We start from the raw sequence: 18,290 nt of genomic DNA on the forward strand, positions 1-18,290 counted from the left end.
TAGGAAATCGCGCCAGAAAACATGCGAAGCGCATTCTTTATCGCAAAAGTCTGTCAACCTTTGCGGAATGCGCTTTGCGGCCGACCTCCCCGCAAGGGGGGTAGGGCGGCCCATCTTCAGGTGTTAAGGGCTTTCCTTTCAGGCTACCGGGAACTGCGCCTGCAATTTTCAATTTTCGACAAATTCCTCTCTTCTGAACCCTTGCGCATAGAGCAGCGCGGTCAAATCGGCGTGATCGATCCGCGCCTTCGCCATCGCGGCGACCTGCGGCTTGGCCCGCCACGCTGCGCCCAGTCCCGCCCTCGCCAGCATGTCGAGATCATTGGCCCCGTCGCCGACCGCCAGCGTCGTAGTCGGCGCGAGGCCGCGCGCATCCCGCAGGCGGGTCAATATCTCCCCCTTGGCCTGTTTGCCGCGTATCGGCGGCGTAATGCGCCCTGTCAATCTGCCGTGTTCGATCTCCAGGCTGTTGGCGAAGAATTCGTCGAAGCCTAGGCGGCGCGCCACCGCTTCGGCGAAAAGCGTAAATCCGCCGGACACCAGCGCAGTGTGGCCGCCGGCGGCGCTCATCGTCGCGACCAGGGTTTTCGCGCCGGGGCTCGGCGAAAGCCGCCCGATCAGCTCCTCTATCGCTTCCACCGTCACGCCCTCGAACATGGCGACGCGGGTGACGAGGGCCTGCTCGAAATCGATTTCGCCGCGCATCGCCTGCGCCGTCAGCGCCGAAACCGCTTCCTGCTTCCCGATGACGCAGGCGAGCTCGTCGAGGCATTCCTCTGCGATCATGGTCGCGTCCATGTCCGCGACGAGCAGGGATTTGCGGCGGGTTGCGGCGGGTTGCGCTATAATGTCGACCGGCGCCCCGCAAAGCGCGGCTTCCATGGCTTTGAGCGCGGCGTGGGACGGGGTTTCGATGAAAATATCGAGCGCTACGCCGCGTTCGAGCCAGGAGGCGTCGAGCAGCCTGACGCCGGCGGCTTCGACGGCGCCCACCGCCAAAGGTTCTTCGAGCGCGGCGCCGGGCGCAGCCACGAATGTCGCCACGAAATGCGCCGCCTGGGAGCCCGCTGATTTTGACATCTCGCCGCTTTCCCTGCGAATAGCCCCTATGTCCGAGCCCAGCCCAAACCGCCCCGCGCGCCCCAGAGTGTTTTCGAGCGAAGTGGATACCGGTTCGCGTGAAGAAAACACGATCAAACAAAGCGCTCTAGAGTCGCTCCGGTTCGATCTGAACCGGAGCGACTCTCGCGTTGTTCTCATTGCAGGCCCGACCGCCTCCGGCAAGTCCGCCTTGGCGCTCGATGTCGCCCGGGCCTTCGGAGGCGCCGTCGTCAACGCCGACTCGATGCAGGTCTATCGTGACCTGCGTATAATTACCGCCCGTCCGACCGAGGAGGAGGAGCAAACCGTCCCGCATCTCCTTTTCGGGCATGTCGACGCCGCGCAAAATTATTCGGTGGGTCGCTGGCTGGCGGATTTTGGAGCGGCGCTGGAGAAGCTCGGCCGTGAGGGACGGCTCGCCGTGGTCACGGGCGGGACCGGGCTTTATTTCAAGGCCGCGCTGCAGGGGCTTTCCGAAATTCCCCAAGTGCCCGAAGAAGTCCGCGCCAGGGTCCGGGCGAGGGCGCAAGGCTTGCCGCCGCAGCAGCTTCACGCCGAGCTGTCGCGGCTCGATCCCGAAACCGCGGCCCGGCTGCGCGACACCGATCCGCAGCGCCTGCTGCGGGCGCTGGAGGTTTTCGAGGCCACAGGCAAGCCGCTGGCGCATTTCCAGGGGGCGCGCACCGCGCCGCTGCTGGACGCCGCAAATTGCACGGCCTTTTTTCTGGCCCCGCCGAGGGCAGAGCTTTACGCAAGGATCAATGCGCGCTTCGATAAGATGATGGCCGCCGGCGCGCTGGAGGAGGTGCGGGCGCTTGGCGCACGCGGGCTCGATCCCGCTCTGCCGGCAATGCGGGCCCATGGCGTGCCGCATCTTCTCGCCTTCCTCGAAGGTCGGATGTCGCTGGAAGAGGCGATCGAGCGCGGCAAAGCCGACACCCGCCATTACGCCAAGCGTCAGGCGACCTTCGCGCGCCACCAGTTGCCGGGCTTCGCCTGGCTCGATCCACGCCATGCGACCGAAGAGGCGCTCGCGGCGTTGCGCGGGGTGTTGGGGGAGGGGACGGGTTGAATGACGGCGCGTAGGAGCTGAGCTGTCCCGCGCGCAGCTACGGCTTTGCTCTCTTATGCCGCCCACTTCTGGGAGCGCGACGCGACCCTCTAAGATCCGTTCTTGATCGGGTTCGGCGTCAACCGAAACCGTTTAGGCTTGCTGGCGGGGGCAGAGGTTATGTTCCACTCAAGGCCCAACTCTTTGAGCTTATTAAAATACTCCTGACTTCCTGGCTCCAGACCGTCTTTTAACGCTTGGATAAACTCATCGGGGGGGCGGTAGTTGTGATGCTCGATATAGTGGTAAATAAGCGTTGGCGCGGCATATATCTTACCAGTTGGAGAGAATACACGTATTTCTGAAGTTCCCAAAAGAAGCGCTTCACCGTCTCTCTCGGCATAATAGGAATCATCCCCGCAGAATTCGCAATCATGTATCCCACGCATTTGTGCAACGGAAATTCTGCAAAATCTCCATAGTTTGTCTAAAACCTCTTTTGTAGGCTCCGCTTTTTGAAATTCATGTCCCAGCCCAAGCCAACCAACATTCCACGTTCCGGGACGATGGAATGCTCCGCCGTGGTAGCTATATTCTGATAAATCCTCGTAATATGTCATCTTTTTTCACCGGAATGGAGCGAGGCAGGCGCCACTGTTGCAGAAACCACCAATTGTTGTTACTGGGCTTAAGAACTTTGCTGATTTCGCCCGCCGTCATCTCGGGAATGTTATATATGTTCACGCCGGGCATTCTCCCGAACGTCGCAATGTCAGCGTTATAAAGACTCAGATCAGCAACCATTTCGCCGCTCGCGAGCCCATGGACACCACTCAGAATATTTACGTCTCCACCTTTCATTAGGCCACCGTTGACGATACCGGCAAAGTCATTTTGAGAAATTTCCCCGACTGATGTCCAAACCTCACCGCCGGCCGAGTTCGTCGATGACGACAAAATCCCGCCGTACTGGCCTAGGGCCTGTTGAGAATCAGGATTCCCATTTTGGTGGAAGGATGATTCAAGCTCCGAAAGGAGTTTGCAATGCCCCGATTCTGTCTGACGGACGGCCAATGGTCGAAGCTGGAGCCCTTTTGTCTTGGCAAGCCCTCCGATCCCGGCCGGACCGGGAGCGATGGGCGATTGTTTTTAGAGGCGATCTTGTGGATTGCGCGCACGGGCAGCCCCTGGCGCGATCTGCCTCCCGCCTTCGGCAAGTGGAACACCGTGTTCAAACGCTTTCGCGATTGGGTGAAGGCCGATGTGTTCAAGCGGATGTTTGACGCCGTGTCGGACGATCCAGACATGGAATACGCCATGATCGACGCCACCATCGTCAAGGTCCACCGCCATGGACAGGGCGCAAAAGGGGGACTCAGGGCCAGGCCATAGGCAAATCCAAAGGCGGCTGGACCACCAAAATCCTCGCGCTCACCGACGCGCTCGGCAATTTGGTCCGCTTCGTTCTGCTGCCGGGGCAACGCTTCGACACGGTCGGCGTCGCGCCTTTGATCGAGGGCGTCGAATTTGGCGCGCTGCTCGCCGACAAGGCCTTCGACAGCGACTGGATCGTCGCCGAACTGAACGAGCGCGGCGCGCAAATCGTCATCTCCCAACATCCAAGACGAAACGCGCCTCTCGCCATCGACATCGAGCTTTACAAAGCCCGTCACCTCATCGAAAACTTCTTCGGCAAACTCAAGGAGTTCAAGCGGATCGCCCTGCGCGCCGACAAAACCGATCAAAGCTTCACAGCCATGATCCGCCTCGCCGCCGCGCTCATCAATTCGCGATGAATCTCAACAAGCCCTAGTCCTCTTCCTCCCGCCGCTGCTTCTTCCGCCGCAAGCCGAGAGAGAAGAGATTCCAGGCCCCAGCCGACGCTGCCGCCCAGCAAACCGGCCAACAGGGGCGTGTACGGTTTTGGGGGCGCAATCGCGTCGCAGGGGCCTGGAGCGTTGGCGGATTCCGCTGCGAGCAACGCAAAGCCGAAAGCCAACAGGCCCGGCCAAAATTCCCCGCGTGGATCGCTTCGGAGAACCGGATTCCCGCCGACATAAGCATAAGTGTTTATCCCTCCCCCGAGGCCGATCGGATCGCTTTCGATATAGCGCCCAGTGGTGGGGTCGTAGTCGCGGAAGTAGTTGTAGTTCAGACCGGTCTCGGCGTCGGCGAATTGACCCGGAAAGCGCAGGTTGAATCCGACTGCGCTGGTTGGGTTTCTCGGCGTTCCGTTGCCGAAAGGATCGGGATCGAACGACCACAGGATCGTGGGCGTGTCCGGCGACTGAGGCGTGGGGCCGATCAGCGCCATCGGTGCGTTCAAGGCCGGATGTCGCTGGAAGAGGCGATCGAGCGCGGCAAAGCCGACACCCGCCATTACGCCAAGCGTCAGGCGACCTTCGCGCGCCACCAGTTGCCGTGAGCTGCTGCCGGTTTGGTGGACAGCTGGTTAAGCTAAAGCGACCTTCCGCTCGAACTCAACCGGGCTGAGATAGCCGATGGTCGAGTGACGGCGGACGGTGTTGTAGAAGCGCTCGATATAATCAAACACATCTGCCCTGGCCTCGTCGCGCGTCCGGTAGATTTTCCTGGCGACGCGCTCGGTTTTCATCGACGAGAAGAACGACTCCATCGCCGCATTGTCCCAGACGTTGCCGGATCGGCTCATCGAACAGGTGACGCCGTTGTCGGCCATCAGGCGCTGGAAGTGGTCGCTGGTGTATTGGCTGCCCTGGTCGGAGTGGTGCAGCAAGGCGTCTGGCCTGCCGCGTCGCCAGATCGCCATGATCAGGGCGTCCGCCACCAATTGCGCGGTCATCTCGGCCTTCATGGACCAGCCGACAACACGCCGCGAGAACAAGTCGATGACAGCGGCGACATACAGCCAGCCCTCTGCCGTCCAGATGTAGGTGAAGTCGGCGATCCACCTCTGGTTCGGCCGCTCGGCGACGAACTGGCGGTCCAGAACATTCGGCGCCACGGCGTCGGCGAGCCGCTGACCGCCGTCTTTGGGCAAGCCACGCCGGCGAGGCCGCGCCCGCAAGGCGTTTTCCTGCATCAAGCGCTCGATCTTATGCAGTCCGCAGCAAAAGCCGTCAGCCAGAACATCCCGCCAGACCCGGCGTGCGCCATAGGTTCTGGCGCTGGCGACAAAGCTCGCCCGGATGGAGGCCGTCATCTCCTCATCAAGCTTGTCGCGAGCGCTCGGTCCGCGCTTGAGCCAGGCGTGAAAACCCGACCGGGAGACATCCAGCGCTTTGCAGAGCCACGCCACCGGCCAGATCGAACGGTGCTTTGCGATAAAAGCGAACCTCATTTCGCTTCCCTCGCAAAGAAGGCCGCGGCCTTTTTTAGGATGTCGCGCTCCGCCCGCAGCTTGGTGACTTCGCGCCGCAGGCGCTCGATTTCAAGCTGCTCGGGCTTCATCTGCCCCTGACCAGGAAAGGCGGCGGCCGGATCAGCCGCCAATTCCTTCACCCAACGCCGCAGCATGTTCTCGTGCAGTTCCAGATCCCGCGCCGCCTGCGCAACGCTTACGCCGCGCTCGCGCACCAAACGGACCGCTTCGACCTTGAACTCCCGGCTGAACTGACGCCGTTCCATGCTCCACCTCCGGTTCCGTAAAACACCTTATCTCGGTGTCCACCAAACCGGCAGCAGCTCACGCAGGCGAGATCGGCGCCACGCCCTCCAACCCCGCCTCGATCGAGCGTAGCGGATCGTCCATGAACTGGCGCGGCGCATTTCTAAGGGCGCTTAGGCTGTTAGATACGTAGTCGTCCCAGGATTCAAGTCCGAAAGGATCTATCGCCGAGACCGGATTACCGCCGACATAGGCATAAGTGTTTATCCCTCCCGCGAGGCTGATCGGATCGCTTTCGATATGGCCCCCGGTGGTGGGGTCGTAGTCGCGGAAGTAGTTGTAGTTCAGACCGGTTTCGCCGTCGGCGAATTGACCGGGAAAGCGGAGGTTGAACCCAACTGCGCCGGTCGGGTTCCTCGGCGTTCCATTGCCGAACGCGTCAGATACCCCTAATGCCCGCCGCGGGACAGAAACATCTGGGCGAGGGACAGGACGATTTCGACCAGGATCAGCACCACCACGGTCCATTCGAGCCGCACCGAGCGGTCGGCGTCGATGATTTCGGTGAAGGCGCGGGCGGTTTCGCTGATGACCTCCAGCTTCGCCTTCAGCGTGCGTCCGCGCTCGGCCAGCTCATATTCGTCCTCGAGACGGGCGTAGAGGCGCTCGAGATCAGGCCGGTCCCAAAGCACGTCGGGCTTGTCCTCGACCGCGACGCGCCCCGAAACCCGGTGCTGCACGAGAAGGGTCTGGCCGATCAGCTCCAGCATGGATCGCCGCCTCCAGGGCGGGCGTCCGGTGCTGGCCAGCGTCGCGGCGAAGGGCTCGACCGTGTCGAACACCGCATTGACGCGGCGTTCGTCGCGGGCGAGCGCCACGCTCTTGGCCAGCGCGTCGGCCACGACGAGGAGGCGCGGGCCTGTGGCGTCCTTGATCGAGAGATGGCCGTTGGCGAGGGTTTTTTCGTCGCCCTCGGCGGCGACTTCGAGGACCAGGGTTTCATCGTCGCGGCGCGACACCGCGCCGGAGACCCTCGCGCCCACCTTGCCGAGCACCTCGTCTTCCTCGAGCGGCGAAAGCCCGAACAGCACGGCGACGCCGAATCGATAAAGCACCACGAAGCCGGCCTGGCCGGTGTGGAAGGCGAGGGGAGCGGTCGAGACGAGATCGGCGCGCTCAAGCCCGCTCGTGTCGATTCGCTCGCCGAGCAGCAGCGCGCGGGCAGTCAATCTTTGCATTGAGACGGTCGAAACAGCCGGTTGATTTTGCATGATCCAATCGATTCCTGGCCAACTTTTGCGACAATGTCGCGACTTTGACGCTCTGCGCAATTGCGGCTCGCGGTCGCGCTCTCATCAGAGGTCCATCTGAGCTTGCATCGCAAATGCAAAGCGGCTAGCAAACCCGCCAAAGCGAAGGAACTCCAGCATGACCTACGTCGTCACGGAAAATTGCATCAAGTGCAAGTATATGGATTGCGTGGAAGTTTGTCCCGTGGACTGCTTCTACGAAGGCGCCAACATGCTGGTGATTCATCCCGACGAATGCATCGATTGCGGCGTTTGCGAACCCGAGTGCCCGGCGGAGGCGATCAAGCCCGACACCGAGCCGGGGCTCGAATCATGGTTGCAGCTCAACGCCGAATACGCCCAGAACTGGCCCAATATCACCATCAAGCGCGACCCGCCCCCGGACGCCAAGGAATGGGACGGCAAGCCGGGCAAGCTGGAGTCCTGCTTCTCCCCGGAGCCGGGCGAAGGCGACTGACGGCGGGCGAGCGCCAGGGTTGCCTCCCTGGCGCCGGGACACATATTTTATGGCTGGTTAATAGCGAAAATTCCCCTTATATTCCAAGGATAAGCTACGCAACCGCCGGCGGGTTCCATCCCCGTGGGCGCGTTTGGCTTTGATTTTCGCCAAATAACATGATATGAAGGAGGCGAGCATAAGGCTCGCCCGATTTGGCGCGACCGTCTTCGGAGCGATCTCTCACCATATAAGGCCGGTTGCGCTGGAAAACTTGCAAATCGGAAGCTGTCGTCGCTGTCGGGCGCCCGGGGTTCCTACAGGCGCCCATTCGAGTCTGCATATCGAGCTTTTTCTGATCCGACGCCCTCGCGACGCGCTCCGCCCGCTCTAAGGGCCGGAACAGCGTGCAAGACGCGTAATCCGCCCCGTTTCCACCCCGGGGCTTTTGGGAGTGTGCTGAGTATGCCGTCGACCGAAAAAGCTGCGAATTCCGCCAAGACCGCCGCTTCCGCGACGCCGGCCAAGACAGGGGATCGGATCGCGGCTGAGCCCTCAGCCTCGATTAGCAAATCCGGCGCCGGTCCGAAAGAGGACGGCGAGAACGCGAGAAACGCTCCCAAGATCGTCTCCAGGAAAGCCGCCGGAGACGAGGTTTCGATTTTAGCCGCAGCGCCGAAACATCCGCAGGCCGAAGCCGCGGAAAAAGGGCGGGCCGCGAAAAATACCGAGGAGAAGGACAGCCATCCAGCCAGACAAAACGACACTGTCGCCTTGAACCCTGCCGCCGGCGTGCGGGCGCAAGCCCACGCGAAACCCTCGGCGGCGCCGATAACCCCAGCTGCGAGCGAACCCATCCAAGTGGCAAAGAATAACTCCGAGATCGCGGCCAAGGCCGCCGCACCCAAGTCCATTCAGTCCACCGCGACCGCTGCTCCCGCCTCGGCCGGCGCCGGCGCCAAGGCGACCTCGCCTGCGAGCAAGACTCCGGCGACCGCCGCGAAGGCGCGCCCCGCCGGTCAAAAGCATGGGTTCAAGCAAAGCGAGTTCATCGTCTACCCCGCCCATGGCGTGGGGCAGATCATCGGCATCGAGGTGCAGGAAGTCGCCGGCTTCAGCCTGGAGCTGTTCGTCGTCAGCTTCATCAAGGACAAGATGATTCTCAAGGTGCCGACCAGCAAGGTCGTCAGCGTGGGAATGCGCAAGCTCGCCGATCAGGAAGTGGTCGAGAAGGCGCTGTCGACCTTGAGCGGCCGCGCCCGCGTCAAGCGGACCATGTGGTCCCGCCGCGCCCAGGAATATGAAGCCAAGATCAATTCGGGCGATCTCGTCACCATCGCCGAAGTCGTGCGCGACCTCTATCGTTCCGAGACCCAGCCCGAGCAATCCTACTCCGAGCGCCAGCTCTACGAGGCCGCGCTCGATCGCATGGCGCGCGAGGTCGCTGTGGTGCGCAAGCTGCTCGACGCGGAGGCCTTGAAGCTGATCGAGGCTTTCCTGCTCAAGGGTCCCCGGCGCAACTCGAAGAACGACGCAGACGTCGTCGCGGAGGACGAATCCGACGCCGACGTGGATCGCGCCGCCTAAGGCGCATTCGGTTTTGAGCGCGTCAAAACTGAAAGCGCTCAGAATTCATCAGAGAAAAAAGCCTCCCGGGAGCGGCTCGGGAGGCTTTTTTGCGTCGGGTCCATATCTCATGCGACGCGGAGCGGCTTCGCATCTCCACGCTCCGGCGTTTTCTAAACTACAATTTAATTCATATTCGTCCGCCGGATTCTAATATTCGAAAAGCCAAGAATGAGCCCGGTCGCTGGGCCGCTTTGCAGGAAAGAAACGATGAAAGATTCGATTGCCAGGAATTCGCCGAACGCAACCAGACTGCTGCTGGCGCAAGCCCCGTTTCTCGCCATGCTGGCCTGCGCTTTCTTCGGCGTCGCCTACACCAGCGTGTCGCGGCACGGGATGACCTTCTACTGGATGATTCTGGTTCCGGCGTTCGGTCTCGTTTGTGTGGCGACCGCGTGGCGCGAAAACGCCGAAGGCGCGAAGTGGCGGGCGGCGCTGCTCCAGGCCCTGCATTGGGGCGCAGTGATGCTCGCCATGAATCTCGCCCTGATGGCCGATGTGGAAAGGGCCATGAGCGCGGAGGCGAGCGCATTGGTGCTTCTCGTGATTCTGGCGCTGGGCGCAGCCACCGCGGGCCTGCATCTGCGGGCCTGGCCGATCGTCATCGTAGGCGGCGTGCTCGCGATGGGCGTGCCGATATTCGCCTGGCTCGAGGAGCGCACGCTGCTTTTCGCGCTCGGGGGCGTCGGCGTCGCAGCCCTGGCCGCGATGGCGATTTCGGTCAGAAGCCGTCTTTCGGCCGCCCGGGGTTAGAGCATGTTCCCAAAAAGCGCGAAGCGGTTTTTGGAACAGAACATGCCCCGTCAATGAGATTTGGAGCGCGTTCGACTGCGTTTAAACCGAACGCGCGTTTCCCACGCCGAACCGGCGCCCACCGCGGCTGGAAGCGCTATAGCGGTCGCCGCGCCCGAGGCGAGCCGGGCGCGCACATAGCGACGCGTCAGCGATGGGGGCTCTGCGCCGGCTCCTCTATGCCCTGGATATGCGAGAGCGCGCGGCGCAGCTTGCCGAGAGCCCGGTTTTCGATCTGGCGCACGCGCTCTTTCGAAATCCCGAGCTCGTCGCCCAGCGTCTCGAGCGTAACCAGGCTCTCGCTGAGGCGGCGTTCCCGCACGATTCTGAGCTCGCGTTCGGTCAGCACCGCCAGGGCGTCTTTCAGCCAGCGCGCGCGCCGATCCGAGTCGACGTTTTCCTCGACCACTTCGTCGGGAAGCGGTTGCTCGTCCACCAGAAAATCCATCTTCTCGGCTGTGCTGCTGGAGTCGGCGTCGAGGACCAGGGCGTTGAGCGAGGTGTCGCCGCCGCCGAGGCGGGAGTTCATCAGCTCGACGTCGGCCTGCGCCACGCCGAGCGCTTTGGCTATCGCCTGGAAGGCCGCGCCCGGCTCCCGCTCCTCTCCTCCCTGTGCGAGCCGCGCCCGCAGCCGCCTCAGGTTGAAAAACAGGGCTTTTTGGGTGGAGCTGGTTCCGCCCCGGACGATCGACCAATTGCGCAGCACATAGTCCTGGATGGAGGCCCTGATCCACCAGGTGGCGTAAGTGGAGAAACGGACGTCGCGCTCGGGTTCGAAACGGGCGGCGGCTTCGAGCAGGCCGATATGGCCTTCCTGGACGAGATCGGCCGCCGCGAGGCCGTAATGGCGGAAGCGCCCGGCGAGGGCGATCACGAGACGCATATGCGCCCCGGTGAGCCGGTCGAGCGCCCGACGATCGCCGTGCTCGCGCCAGGCGACCGCCAGCTCTCTTTCTTCTTCGCGCTCGAGGAAAGGGGCAGCCATCGCGGCTCGGACCAGCTCGCGACTTACTCCGGGCAAATAAGCCATCGCAAACTCCCTCGCCGATGCAGACGTGGGTTCGAAAACACGCGCCATCGTCGACGCTAGTTTTAGTTGTTCTAGACCGATAATCCCGCGACAGCCTGAATGGTTCCGGCCCGCGGGCGATTCATTCAATTACAATCTTGTAATGTTCTCCCGGGACCAGCGCCGAATCCGGGTCGAGTTCATTGAGAAGAGTAAAGTATTCCGCCGGCCGGTTGGGAGTCACCATACGCGTGGACATTGCCGAAATCGTGTCCGCCGGCGCGGCGGCGACGACGCCGATCCTGAGCCCGCGGACATCGCGGGCTTCCTCGGGGGTCAGTCGATGGAAGGTCGCGATCGAGGCGTCGAAGCGCCGCTCGGCGTCCTCGTTCAGGGAGCGGACGGCGAAGATGAGCCTGTATAATTCGTCGCCGAGCTGAACGACGGCGAGCCGGAAGTTCCATTCCCCGGCCCGCGCCGAAGCCGTAACCGCCGGCAATCCGTTGATTTCGGTCTTTTTGATGGAGGATTGCAGAAGGCCGTCGACCCATCCCGAGCCGACATAGCTCTCGAGCGATTGCCCGGCCGGCGTCCGCACGCTGTCGAGGCGCAGCGCTTCGTTGTCGGCGTCCCGAACGCCGAAAACGGCTTCGTTGGAGTTTTCCAGCAGGAAACCTTCCGGGGCCGTGAAGGCGAAGCGGAGCCTGGGATGGGAGAAATTGCGGCCGCGCACGAAGCCTTCGTTGGGGTCGTCGCCGAAAGCGAGGCCGTTGATCGAGGCGAGGTAGCCGTCGCGGTCGCGCTGGCCGGTTTCGGGCGCGCTGATCTGGCGGGCGGCGGCGACGGCGCGCGCCACGCGGTCGGGCGTCGACGGATGGGTCGAGAGAATGTCGAAGTCGGCCGAGGATTTCTTCTTCGAGTAGAGAGAGGCGCGCAATTCCGCCGATTTGCCGAGCGAGGTCAGGAAGCGCGGAGCTCCATAGGGGTCGTAGCCGGCGCGCGCGATCACGCGCACCCCGATGGCGTCGGCCTCCAGTTCCTGCTGCCGGGAGAAACTCGCCACCGAAAGGCGCTGGGAGGAGCGGATTTCCTCGCCTCTCTCGCGGTTTTGAATGACCTCGGCGGCCTTGGTGATGACCGCGGCCTCGCGCTCCCGTTCCGCGCGCAGAGCGCTGTGCCGCGCGGTGACATGGGCGATTTCATGCGCCATCACCGCCGCGACTTCGGAAGCGTCGCTGGCGAGGGCCAGCAGGCCTCGGGTTATGTAGAGATTGCCCGAGGGCAGGGCGAAAGCGTTGACGACGGGCGTGTTGAGTATGGTGACCCTGTATGCGGGCTGGCCTGGAGTGTCGCTCGCGCGCGCGAGCTGGGCCAATATGCCGTTGAGGTAAGCCTCGGCCGCGGGAGCGGAATATTCGCCCCCGAACTGGGCCACCAGCTCCTTGTGCTGGACGCTGTTGCGGTTGTCGGTTCGGGGTCCCGTCGCGGCGTGGCGCGGCGGACGCGCCGGCTGCGGAGAAAAAATCTGGCCCTGCTGCTCGAGCTGGGCGCAGCCGGCGAGCGCGGCGACGCTCAACCAGACCGCAAGAATTCCTGCGCGCCGGAACGGCTTACGGAGCGGCGTCGCCATCGAGCAGTTCCAGTTCTGCAGGCGAGGCGATCTCCATGAGCAGTCCGTTATGCGTTTCAATCAACCCTCTCGCACGCAGGCGGCGCCCTTTCAGGGCCAAGGGACCGACGCCGCCCGCCTCAAATATAGCGAAATTTCGTCTGGAAATCATAACGGCGAATTTGGAGACGCCGCGGCGACCGAGGTTGAGATAGGCCGCGCGCCGCGATTCCCCCACGGATTGAACGACGCCCGAGACGACGACCATGCCTTTCCTTTCGGCGAGGCCGGCCATCGACGGGCTGTTGCCGGCGGCGCCGAAGTCGACGACGGGTTCGCTCGTCCATATCCCGAGATTTTTCTCCCGGGCGGGGGCTTCGGCGGCCTGGTAGAGTTTCGCGCAATCCGCCGCGGCGGGATCGGGCCGGAAACGCGCCAGGCCCTCCTGCAGCATGGCTGCGCCGACCAGGGCGAGCGGAGCCCCGGCCAAAGCGCGGTCGGGCGCCGCTGCATAGGCCGGATGACGGCCCCAGCGATCGGGCGCGGGCGAAAGCTCGGAAAGAAAGACCTGGTCGCCCTCCAGCAGCGCCGAAAGGCGGGACAGCGCCCGGGCGCGCAGCCCGGGGTCTTTGCCGCCCTGCGCGGGAAATTCGAGGCCGGCGAGAACGACCCGGCGTCCGTCGTCGAGCAGCAGGTCGAAGTCGTCGTCGACGAGCGCGACGACGGCGGGGCTGACCCCGGCGAGCGAACAGGGGCCGCTTTCACGGGCGGCGTCGACGCCCTGCGCCTGCGCCGGGACCGAAATCGCGGCGAGAAACAAAGCCCGCGCCAGCGTCGATTCCGCCAAAAAAGCGGAGTCGTTCTGCGTTCGTGTCACTTTCTTTGCTCCGGCGCGGCGTCCCGATACTGAATTTTAACCATGATTTTCTAAAAGTTTCTCATTCCCGACTGGAGAAATTCCATGCGCGCCTTCGTTTGGTTCGCTACCGCCGCCGCCGTAGTAGCGAACGTCCCACTGGCCAATTCCTCGCCCCTTTATAACGTCCCGTCCGAAACGTATAGGGCCGCCCCCGTCGAATCGCCGGTGGCGCTTCGGCCCACCCTTTCCGCGGTGGAGCCGCCGGCGCCGCTTTCGCCGTGGAGCGGGTTTTCGGTCGGCATAAATCTCGGCGGAGCCTGGGCCGGCGCCGACGGCGCCCAGATGAGCGTCCTGCCGACCCTTCCGGGCGCAGACCCCGCCTTCGGCAGGGTGCTCACCTCGAATGTCACGTCGACGTTCGGCGGCTTCATCGGCGGCGCGCAGATCGGCTACACGCAGCGCCTCGCCAACGGGATGGTCCTCGGCGCAGAGGCTGACTTCCAGGGGCTGACCGGCAAGCAATCGGGCTGGATGTCGGGCGTCACCGCCGATAAATTCGTCCAGCAGACGACCGACGTGGGAGCGGCGACCTTCTCGAAAGGGCTCAATTACCTCGGCACAGTGCGCGCGCGCATGGGTTATGAGGTCGCGCCCAATATCCTCGCCTATATGACCGGCGGCCTCGCCTATGGCCAGACCACCTTCAACGCGAGCAGCTCGGCGATCTGGCTCAACCCTCTGCAGGTTCCGCTCGCGACCGCGGTGAGCAGCCCGACCACATTCTCCGGCATGAGAACCGGCTGGACGCTGGGCGGCGGCGTGGAGTTTCCGATCTGGACCAACCTGACCGCCAAGATCGAATATCTCTATTATGACCTCGGCTGGGTCTACACCAAGGCTCCCTTCATCAGCAACACAGTGGGAAATTTCCCCAGCGCCTTCGGAACCTCGGTGGTCTCGGTGGCCAATGCGCGTTACAGCGGGAGCATCGCCCGCTTCGGCCTCAACTACCATTTCAACATGCCGATGCCGACACTGGCGCCCATCGGCCCGATATCGGCGCAGTTCTAGCCCTTTTTCTTCAGTCGGGCGGAGCGGCGGGGCGCGCGGCCCCGCCGTTTTTGTTCGTGCGTCCGAGCGGGCCGGGGAAAGCGTGAATTCGACAATTCTTTCGCAGCCAAAGGCTTGTGTCGCGAGGGCCGGCCGGAATATTGTTGCTGCAGCGCAATAGGCGGTGCGCGCGAAAGAGGTTGCGATGGTCGAGAAAAAAGGCTCGGCGCCGGAGCGTCCGGTCGTCACCGACAAGGAAGCCTTGCTGTTTCATTCTCGCGGTCGCCCGGGCAAACTCGCCGTCGTCGCGACCAAGCCGATGGCGACGCAGCGCGATCTTTCGCTCGCTTATTCTCCCGGCGTCGCGGCGCCGGTGCACGCCATCGCGCAGGACGCTTCGCTCGCCTTCGACTACACCGTCAGGGGCAATATGGTCGCCGTCATCACCAATGGCACGGCGATCCTGGGGCTCGGCGATCTCGGCGCCCTCGCCGCAAAGCCGGTAATGGAAGGAAAAGCCGCGCTGTTCAAGCGCTTCGCCGACATCGATTCGATCGACCTCGAAGTAGACACGAGGGACGTCGACGAATTCGTCAACGCCGTGCGCTACCTCGGACCCTCGTTCGGCGGGGTGAATCTCGAGGACATCAAAGCTCCCGAATGTTTCATCATCGAGGAGCGTCTTCGCGAACTCATGGACATTCCCGTGTTCCATGACGACCAGCATGGAACCGCGATCATCTCCTCGGCCGGCCTCATCAATGCGCTGCTGCTGACGGGACGCGACATCAGGAAGACCAGACTGGTCTGCAACGGCGCCGGAGCCGCCGGCATAGCCTGCCTCGAACTCGCCAAGGCGCTCGGCTTCGATCCCGCCAATGTCACTCTCTGCGACACCAAAGGTGTGATCTACCGGGGCCGCAGCGAGGGCATGAACCAATGGAAGAGCGCCCATGCGGTCGAGACGAGCGCCCGCACGCTGGCCGAGGCCCTCGAAGGCGCCGATATTTTCTTCGGGCTCTCGGTCAAAGGCGCCCTGACCCCCGACATGCTGAAGGGAATGGCGAAGGACCCGATCGTTTTCGCCATGGCCAATCCCGATCCCGAGATCCTGCCCGAAGAGGCGCTGGCGGTCCGCCCCGACGCCATCGTCGCGACCGGGCGCTCGGATTACCCCAACCAGATCAACAACGTCCTCGGCTTCCCCTATATTTTCCGCGGCGCGCTCGACGTGCGCGCCAGAACCATCAACATGGAGATGAAGATCGCGGCGGCCAAGGCGCTGGCGCAGCTGGCGCGGGAGGACGTGCCCGACGAAGTAGCCAACGCCTATCGCGGCGCGCGTCCGCGTTTCGGCCGCGATTATCTGATCCCCGCGCCTTTCGATCCGCGGTTGATTTCAGTGGTGCCGCCGGCGGTCGCCGAGGCGGCGATGGAGTCGGGGGTCGCGCGGCGGCCCATCGTGGACATGAAGCACTATCGGGCGGAGCTTTGGGCGCGTCGCGATCCGGTGGCCGCCGTCATGCAGACGGTTTACGAGCGGGTGCGCCTCAGCCCGAAGCGCGTCGTTTTCGCCGAGGGCGAAGAAGAGCAGGTGATCCGGGCGGCGCTGGCATTCGTGAACCAGGGCCTTGGCCGCGCGATTCTGGTCGGGCGCGAGGACCGAGTCCTGAGCACGGCCAAGGAGGCGGGGCTCGATCTCGGCGACCGAATCGAGATCCACAACGCCAAACTGTCTTCGCGGAACGCCGTCTATGCGGAATTTCTGTTCGAGCGCCTGCAACGCAAGGGCTTCCTGTTCCGCGACTGCCAGCGCCTCATCAACACCGACCGCAACCACTTCGCCGCCGCCATGGTCGCGCAAGGCGACGCGGATGCGATGGTCACGGGCGTCACCCGCAATTTTTCCAACGCGCTGCAGGACGTTAGCCATGTGGTGGATCAGAAGCCGGGGCATCGCCTGATCGGCGCCTCGCTGGTTCTCGCCAGCGGGCGCGTCGTCGTGGTCGCGGACACCGCCATCACCGAAATGCCGGAAGCGTCCGACCTCGCCGAAATCGCGATCGAGGCGGCCGGCGTCGCGAGGCGCATCGGGCTGGAGCCGCGGGTGGCCATGCTCGCCTTTTCCACTTTCGGCTATCCGCCCGGCGAGCGCACCGCCCGCGTGCACGAGGCGGTTCGCATATTGGACCAGCGCCGGGTGGACTTCGCCTATGAGGGCGAAATGGGCGCGGATATAGCGCTCAACCGGCAGCTCATGGCCGCCTATCCCTTCTGTCGCCTGAAGGACACGGCCAACGTGCTTGTCATGCCAGCGTTTCATTCCGCCGCTATCTCGACTAAGATGCTTCAGGAACTGGGTGGAGCGACGGTGCTCGGGCCACTGATCGTGGGGCTCGACAAACCGATCCAGATCGTTCAACTGGGAGCTACGGACGCTGAACTCGTCAATATGGCGGCGCTCGCCGCATTTGGCGTCGGCGGCTGAAGCAGGCCGAATTTGCGGCGGTCTGGACCCCCTTAAGCGCTGAAAGATAAAAGCTTATGAACATTACAATGATCGGGTCGGGCTATGTCGGCCTGGTTTCCGGAGCCTGCTTTGCGGACTTCGGTCATGTCGTTACCTGTGTCGACAATGACGCGAGCAAGATTGATCGCCTGAACAAGGGCGAGATTCCGATCTACGAGCCCGGCCTCGACGAACTCGTCGCGACCAATGTCCGTCAGAAGCGCCTGTCCTTCACCACCGACCTCGCCTCGGCGGTTCGCGGCGCCCAGGCCGTGTTCATCGGCGTCGGCACACCCTCCCGGCGCGGCGACGGCCACGCCGATCTTTCCTATGTCTACGCGGCGGCCAGGACCATCGCGGAAGCGCTCGACGGCTTCACCGTCATCGTCAACAAATCCACCGTCCCGGTGGGCACCGGCGACGAGGTGGAGCGCATCATCCGCGAGATCCGGCCCGACGCCGATTTCTCCGTCGTCTCCAATCCGGAATTCCTGCGTGAAGGCGCGGCGATCGAGGATTTCAAGCGCCCCGATCGCGTCGTCATCGGCACCGAGGATCCCCGCGCGCGCGAGGTCATGGCCGAGATCTACCGGCCGCTGAGCCTCAACCAGCCGCCGCTGCATTTCGTCGGACGCCGCACGTCGGAGCTGACCAAATACGCGGCCAACGCCTTCCTCGCCACCAAGATCACCTTCATCAACGAGATCGCGGATCTGTGCGAGAAAACCGGCGCGGACGTCCAGGACGTGGCGCGCGGCATCGGCCTCGACAACCGCATCGGCGGCAAGTTCCTGCACGCCGGGCCGGGCTATGGCGGCTCGTGCTTCCCCAAGGATACTCTCGCCTTGCTGAAGACCGGCCAGGACGAGGGCGCGCCCCTGCGCATCGTGGAGACGGTCGTCGCCGTCAACGAGTCGCGCAAGCGCGCCATGGCGCGCAAGGTGATCGCCGCGCTGGGCGGTTCTGTGCGCGGAAAGCGCATCGCGCTTCTCGGCCTCGCCTTCAAGCCCAATACCGACGACATGCGCGACGCCCCCTCGCTCGCGATCGTGGCTTCGCTCGCCGGAGACGGCGCCAGCGTCCACGCCTATGATCCCGAGAGCATGGACCAGGCGCGCCCGCTGATGCCGGAAGTGACCTTCCACGACAACGCCTATTCGCCGATCGAGGGCGCCGACGCGCTCGTGATCGTGACCGAATGGGACGCTTTCCGCGCGCTGGATCTCGACCGCGTCAAGCAACTGCTGAAGACTCCGGTCATCGTCGACCTGCGCAACATTTATCGGCCGGCGGACGTGCGCAAGCGCGGGTTCACTTATGTGAGCGTCGGACGTAAATAAGCTTCTTGATCG

General features: G+C 63.5%; 17 protein-coding genes and 2 pseudogenes. 9 read left to right on the forward strand and 10 right to left on the reverse strand.

Going from position 1 to position 18,290, the window contains the following annotated elements; translation table 11 throughout:
- Positions 1–168: 168 nt before the first annotated feature.
- Complete coding sequence (serB, locus tag H2LOC_RS19325) at positions 169–1,080, reverse strand: phosphoserine phosphatase SerB (RefSeq protein ID WP_136494309.1); 912 nt, start codon at positions 1,078–1,080, stop codon at positions 169–171.
- 148 nt (positions 1,081–1,228) lie between these two features.
- Between serB and miaA the strand changes: the two genes are divergently transcribed.
- Positions 1,229–2,173: a tRNA (adenosine(37)-N6)-dimethylallyltransferase MiaA gene (gene miaA, locus H2LOC_RS19330; RefSeq protein WP_281350569.1), complete on the forward strand. Its 945-nt coding sequence runs from the start codon at positions 1,229–1,231 to the stop codon at positions 2,171–2,173.
- Positions 2,174–2,262: 89 nt separating this feature from the next.
- On the opposite strand, the gene H2LOC_RS19335 is transcribed toward miaA, so the two are convergent.
- Both H2LOC_RS19335 and H2LOC_RS21430 read right to left on the reverse strand, forming a co-directional pair.
- Positions 2,263–2,772: a DUF7919 family protein gene (locus tag H2LOC_RS19335; RefSeq protein WP_154331732.1), complete on the reverse strand. Its 510-nt coding sequence runs from the start codon at positions 2,770–2,772 to the stop codon at positions 2,263–2,265.
- Positions 2,741–3,109, reverse strand: a complete 369-nt coding sequence (locus H2LOC_RS21430) for a hypothetical protein (RefSeq protein ID WP_162009805.1) — start codon at positions 3,107–3,109, stop codon at positions 2,741–2,743. Before H2LOC_RS21430 ends, H2LOC_RS19335 begins: the two co-directional genes overlap by 32 nt.
- Positions 3,110–3,196: 87 nt before the next feature.
- On the opposite strand from H2LOC_RS21430, the pseudogene H2LOC_RS19340 reads away from it, so the two are divergent.
- Positions 3,197–3,948 (forward strand): annotated as a pseudogene (locus H2LOC_RS19340) (IS5 family transposase).
- On the opposite strand, the gene H2LOC_RS21975 reads toward H2LOC_RS19340, so the two are convergent.
- The gene (locus H2LOC_RS21975) at positions 3,894–4,478 is read right to left on the reverse strand and encodes an RHS repeat-associated core domain-containing protein (RefSeq protein ID WP_202620597.1); all 585 of its coding nucleotides are present in this window, start codon (positions 4,476–4,478) and stop codon (positions 3,894–3,896) included. The pseudogene H2LOC_RS19340 and the gene H2LOC_RS21975 sit on opposite strands and share 55 nt — an antisense overlap.
- Between H2LOC_RS21975 and H2LOC_RS19350 the strand changes: the two are divergent.
- Positions 4,479–4,577, forward strand: a pseudogene (locus H2LOC_RS19350) (tRNA (adenosine(37)-N6)-dimethylallyltransferase MiaA); the annotation flags it as partial.
- A 27-nt stretch (positions 4,578–4,604) separates the two neighbouring features.
- Here the strand turns inward: H2LOC_RS19350 and H2LOC_RS19355 are convergent.
- The 3 genes from H2LOC_RS19355 to H2LOC_RS19365 all read right to left on the reverse strand — a co-directional run bounded on the left by H2LOC_RS19355 (position 4,605) and on the right by H2LOC_RS19365 (position 6,976).
- Positions 4,605–5,758, reverse strand: a protein-coding gene (locus H2LOC_RS19355; protein WP_136495120.1) for an IS3 family transposase whose coding sequence is annotated in 2 segments (ribosomal slippage) — positions 4,605–5,509 and positions 5,509–5,758 — 1,155 coding nt in all. Because the reading frame shifts where the segments join, the coding sequence is not laid out codon by codon here.
- 58 nt (positions 5,759–5,816) lie between these two features.
- Complete coding sequence (locus tag H2LOC_RS19360) at positions 5,817–6,266, reverse strand: RHS repeat-associated core domain-containing protein (RefSeq protein WP_136494315.1); 450 nt, start codon at positions 6,264–6,266, stop codon at positions 5,817–5,819.
- Positions 6,188–6,976 (reverse strand): RMD1 family protein, encoded by a 789-nt coding sequence (locus H2LOC_RS19365; RefSeq protein WP_246206904.1) that lies wholly within the window; start codon positions 6,974–6,976, stop codon positions 6,188–6,190. The genes H2LOC_RS19360 and H2LOC_RS19365 overlap by 79 nt, the downstream gene beginning before the upstream one ends.
- A gap of 190 nt (positions 6,977–7,166) precedes the next feature.
- On the opposite strand from H2LOC_RS19365, the gene fdxA reads away from it, so the two are divergent.
- The 3 genes from fdxA (at position 7,167) to H2LOC_RS19380 (ending at position 9,863) form a co-directional block, all read left to right on the forward strand.
- Positions 7,167–7,505, forward strand: coding sequence for a ferredoxin FdxA (fdxA, locus tag H2LOC_RS19370; protein ID WP_136494317.1), 339 nt, complete (start codon positions 7,167–7,169; stop codon positions 7,503–7,505).
- 444 nt (positions 7,506–7,949) lie between these two features.
- Positions 7,950–9,071: a CarD family transcriptional regulator gene (locus tag H2LOC_RS19375; protein ID WP_246206905.1), complete on the forward strand. Its 1,122-nt coding sequence runs from the start codon at positions 7,950–7,952 to the stop codon at positions 9,069–9,071.
- Positions 9,072–9,320: 249 nt separating this feature from the next.
- Complete coding sequence (locus H2LOC_RS19380) at positions 9,321–9,863, forward strand: hypothetical protein (protein ID WP_136494318.1); 543 nt, start codon at positions 9,321–9,323, stop codon at positions 9,861–9,863.
- Positions 9,864–10,050: 187 nt separating this feature from the next.
- Here the strand turns inward: H2LOC_RS19380 and H2LOC_RS19385 are convergent, their stop codons facing one another.
- The 3 genes from H2LOC_RS19385 to H2LOC_RS19395 all read right to left on the reverse strand — a co-directional run bounded on the left by H2LOC_RS19385 (position 10,051) and on the right by H2LOC_RS19395 (position 13,397).
- Positions 10,051–10,932, reverse strand: coding sequence for an RNA polymerase factor sigma-32 (locus tag H2LOC_RS19385; RefSeq protein ID WP_136494319.1), 882 nt, complete (start codon positions 10,930–10,932; stop codon positions 10,051–10,053).
- A gap of 121 nt (positions 10,933–11,053) precedes the next feature.
- On the reverse strand, positions 11,054–12,541 hold the full coding sequence (locus H2LOC_RS19390; RefSeq protein WP_136494320.1) for a M48 family metalloprotease: 1,488 nt from the start codon (positions 12,539–12,541) through the stop codon (positions 11,054–11,056).
- Positions 12,522–13,397: a thermonuclease family protein gene (locus H2LOC_RS19395; protein ID WP_246206906.1), complete on the reverse strand. Its 876-nt coding sequence runs from the start codon at positions 13,395–13,397 to the stop codon at positions 12,522–12,524. Before H2LOC_RS19395 ends, H2LOC_RS19390 begins: the two co-directional genes overlap by 20 nt.
- Before the next feature lie 84 nt (positions 13,398–13,481).
- Between H2LOC_RS19395 and H2LOC_RS19400 the strand changes: the two genes are divergently transcribed.
- From H2LOC_RS19400 to H2LOC_RS19410, 3 genes are all read left to right on the forward strand, one after another.
- Positions 13,482–14,450, forward strand: coding sequence for an outer membrane protein (locus H2LOC_RS19400; RefSeq protein ID WP_136494321.1), 969 nt, complete (start codon positions 13,482–13,484; stop codon positions 14,448–14,450).
- Positions 14,451–14,634: 184 nt separating this feature from the next.
- Positions 14,635–16,917 (forward strand): NADP-dependent malic enzyme, encoded by a 2,283-nt coding sequence (locus H2LOC_RS19405; protein ID WP_136494322.1) that lies wholly within the window; start codon positions 14,635–14,637, stop codon positions 16,915–16,917.
- Between the two features lie 56 nt (positions 16,918–16,973).
- A complete protein-coding gene (locus H2LOC_RS19410; protein ID WP_136494323.1) occupies positions 16,974–18,278 on the forward strand; it encodes a UDP-glucose dehydrogenase family protein in 1,305 nt (434 codons plus the stop codon).
- Positions 18,279–18,290 lie beyond the last annotated feature (12 nt).

Source organism: Methylocystis heyeri (genome assembly GCF_004802635.2).
Taxonomy (GTDB): Bacteria; Pseudomonadota; Alphaproteobacteria; order Rhizobiales; family Beijerinckiaceae; genus Methylocystis; species Methylocystis heyeri.

What these genes read in the sequence shown, in the direction of transcription:
- serB (WP_136494309.1), bottom strand. Translation starts at nt 1,080, where the DNA reads ATGTCAAAATCAGCGGGCTCCCAGGCGGCGCATTTCGTGGCGACATTC.
- H2LOC_RS19335 (WP_154331732.1), bottom strand. Translation starts at nt 2,772, where the DNA reads ATGACATATTACGAGGATTTATCAGAATATAGCTACCACGGCGGAGCA.
- H2LOC_RS19360 (WP_136494315.1), bottom strand. Translation starts at nt 6,266, where the DNA reads ATGGACCGTGGTGGTGCTGATCCTGGTCGAAATCGTCCTGTCCCTCGC.
- H2LOC_RS19365 (WP_246206904.1), bottom strand. Translation starts at nt 6,976, where the DNA reads ATGCAAAGATTGACTGCCCGCGCGCTGCTGCTCGGCGAGCGAATCGAC.
- fdxA (WP_136494317.1), top strand. Translation starts at nt 7,167, where the DNA reads ATGACCTACGTCGTCACGGAAAATTGCATCAAGTGCAAGTATATGGAT.
- H2LOC_RS19375 (WP_246206905.1), top strand. Translation starts at nt 7,950, where the DNA reads ATGCCGTCGACCGAAAAAGCTGCGAATTCCGCCAAGACCGCCGCTTCC.
- H2LOC_RS19380 (WP_136494318.1), top strand. Translation starts at nt 9,321, where the DNA reads ATGAAAGATTCGATTGCCAGGAATTCGCCGAACGCAACCAGACTGCTG.
- H2LOC_RS19385 (WP_136494319.1), bottom strand. Translation starts at nt 10,932, where the DNA reads ATGGCTTATTTGCCCGGAGTAAGTCGCGAGCTGGTCCGAGCCGCGATG.
- H2LOC_RS19390 (WP_136494320.1), bottom strand. Translation starts at nt 12,541, where the DNA reads ATGGCGACGCCGCTCCGTAAGCCGTTCCGGCGCGCAGGAATTCTTGCG.
- H2LOC_RS19400 (WP_136494321.1), top strand. Translation starts at nt 13,482, where the DNA reads ATGCGCGCCTTCGTTTGGTTCGCTACCGCCGCCGCCGTAGTAGCGAAC.
- H2LOC_RS19405 (WP_136494322.1), top strand. Translation starts at nt 14,635, where the DNA reads ATGGTCGAGAAAAAAGGCTCGGCGCCGGAGCGTCCGGTCGTCACCGAC.
- H2LOC_RS19410 (WP_136494323.1), top strand. Translation starts at nt 16,974, where the DNA reads ATGAACATTACAATGATCGGGTCGGGCTATGTCGGCCTGGTTTCCGGA.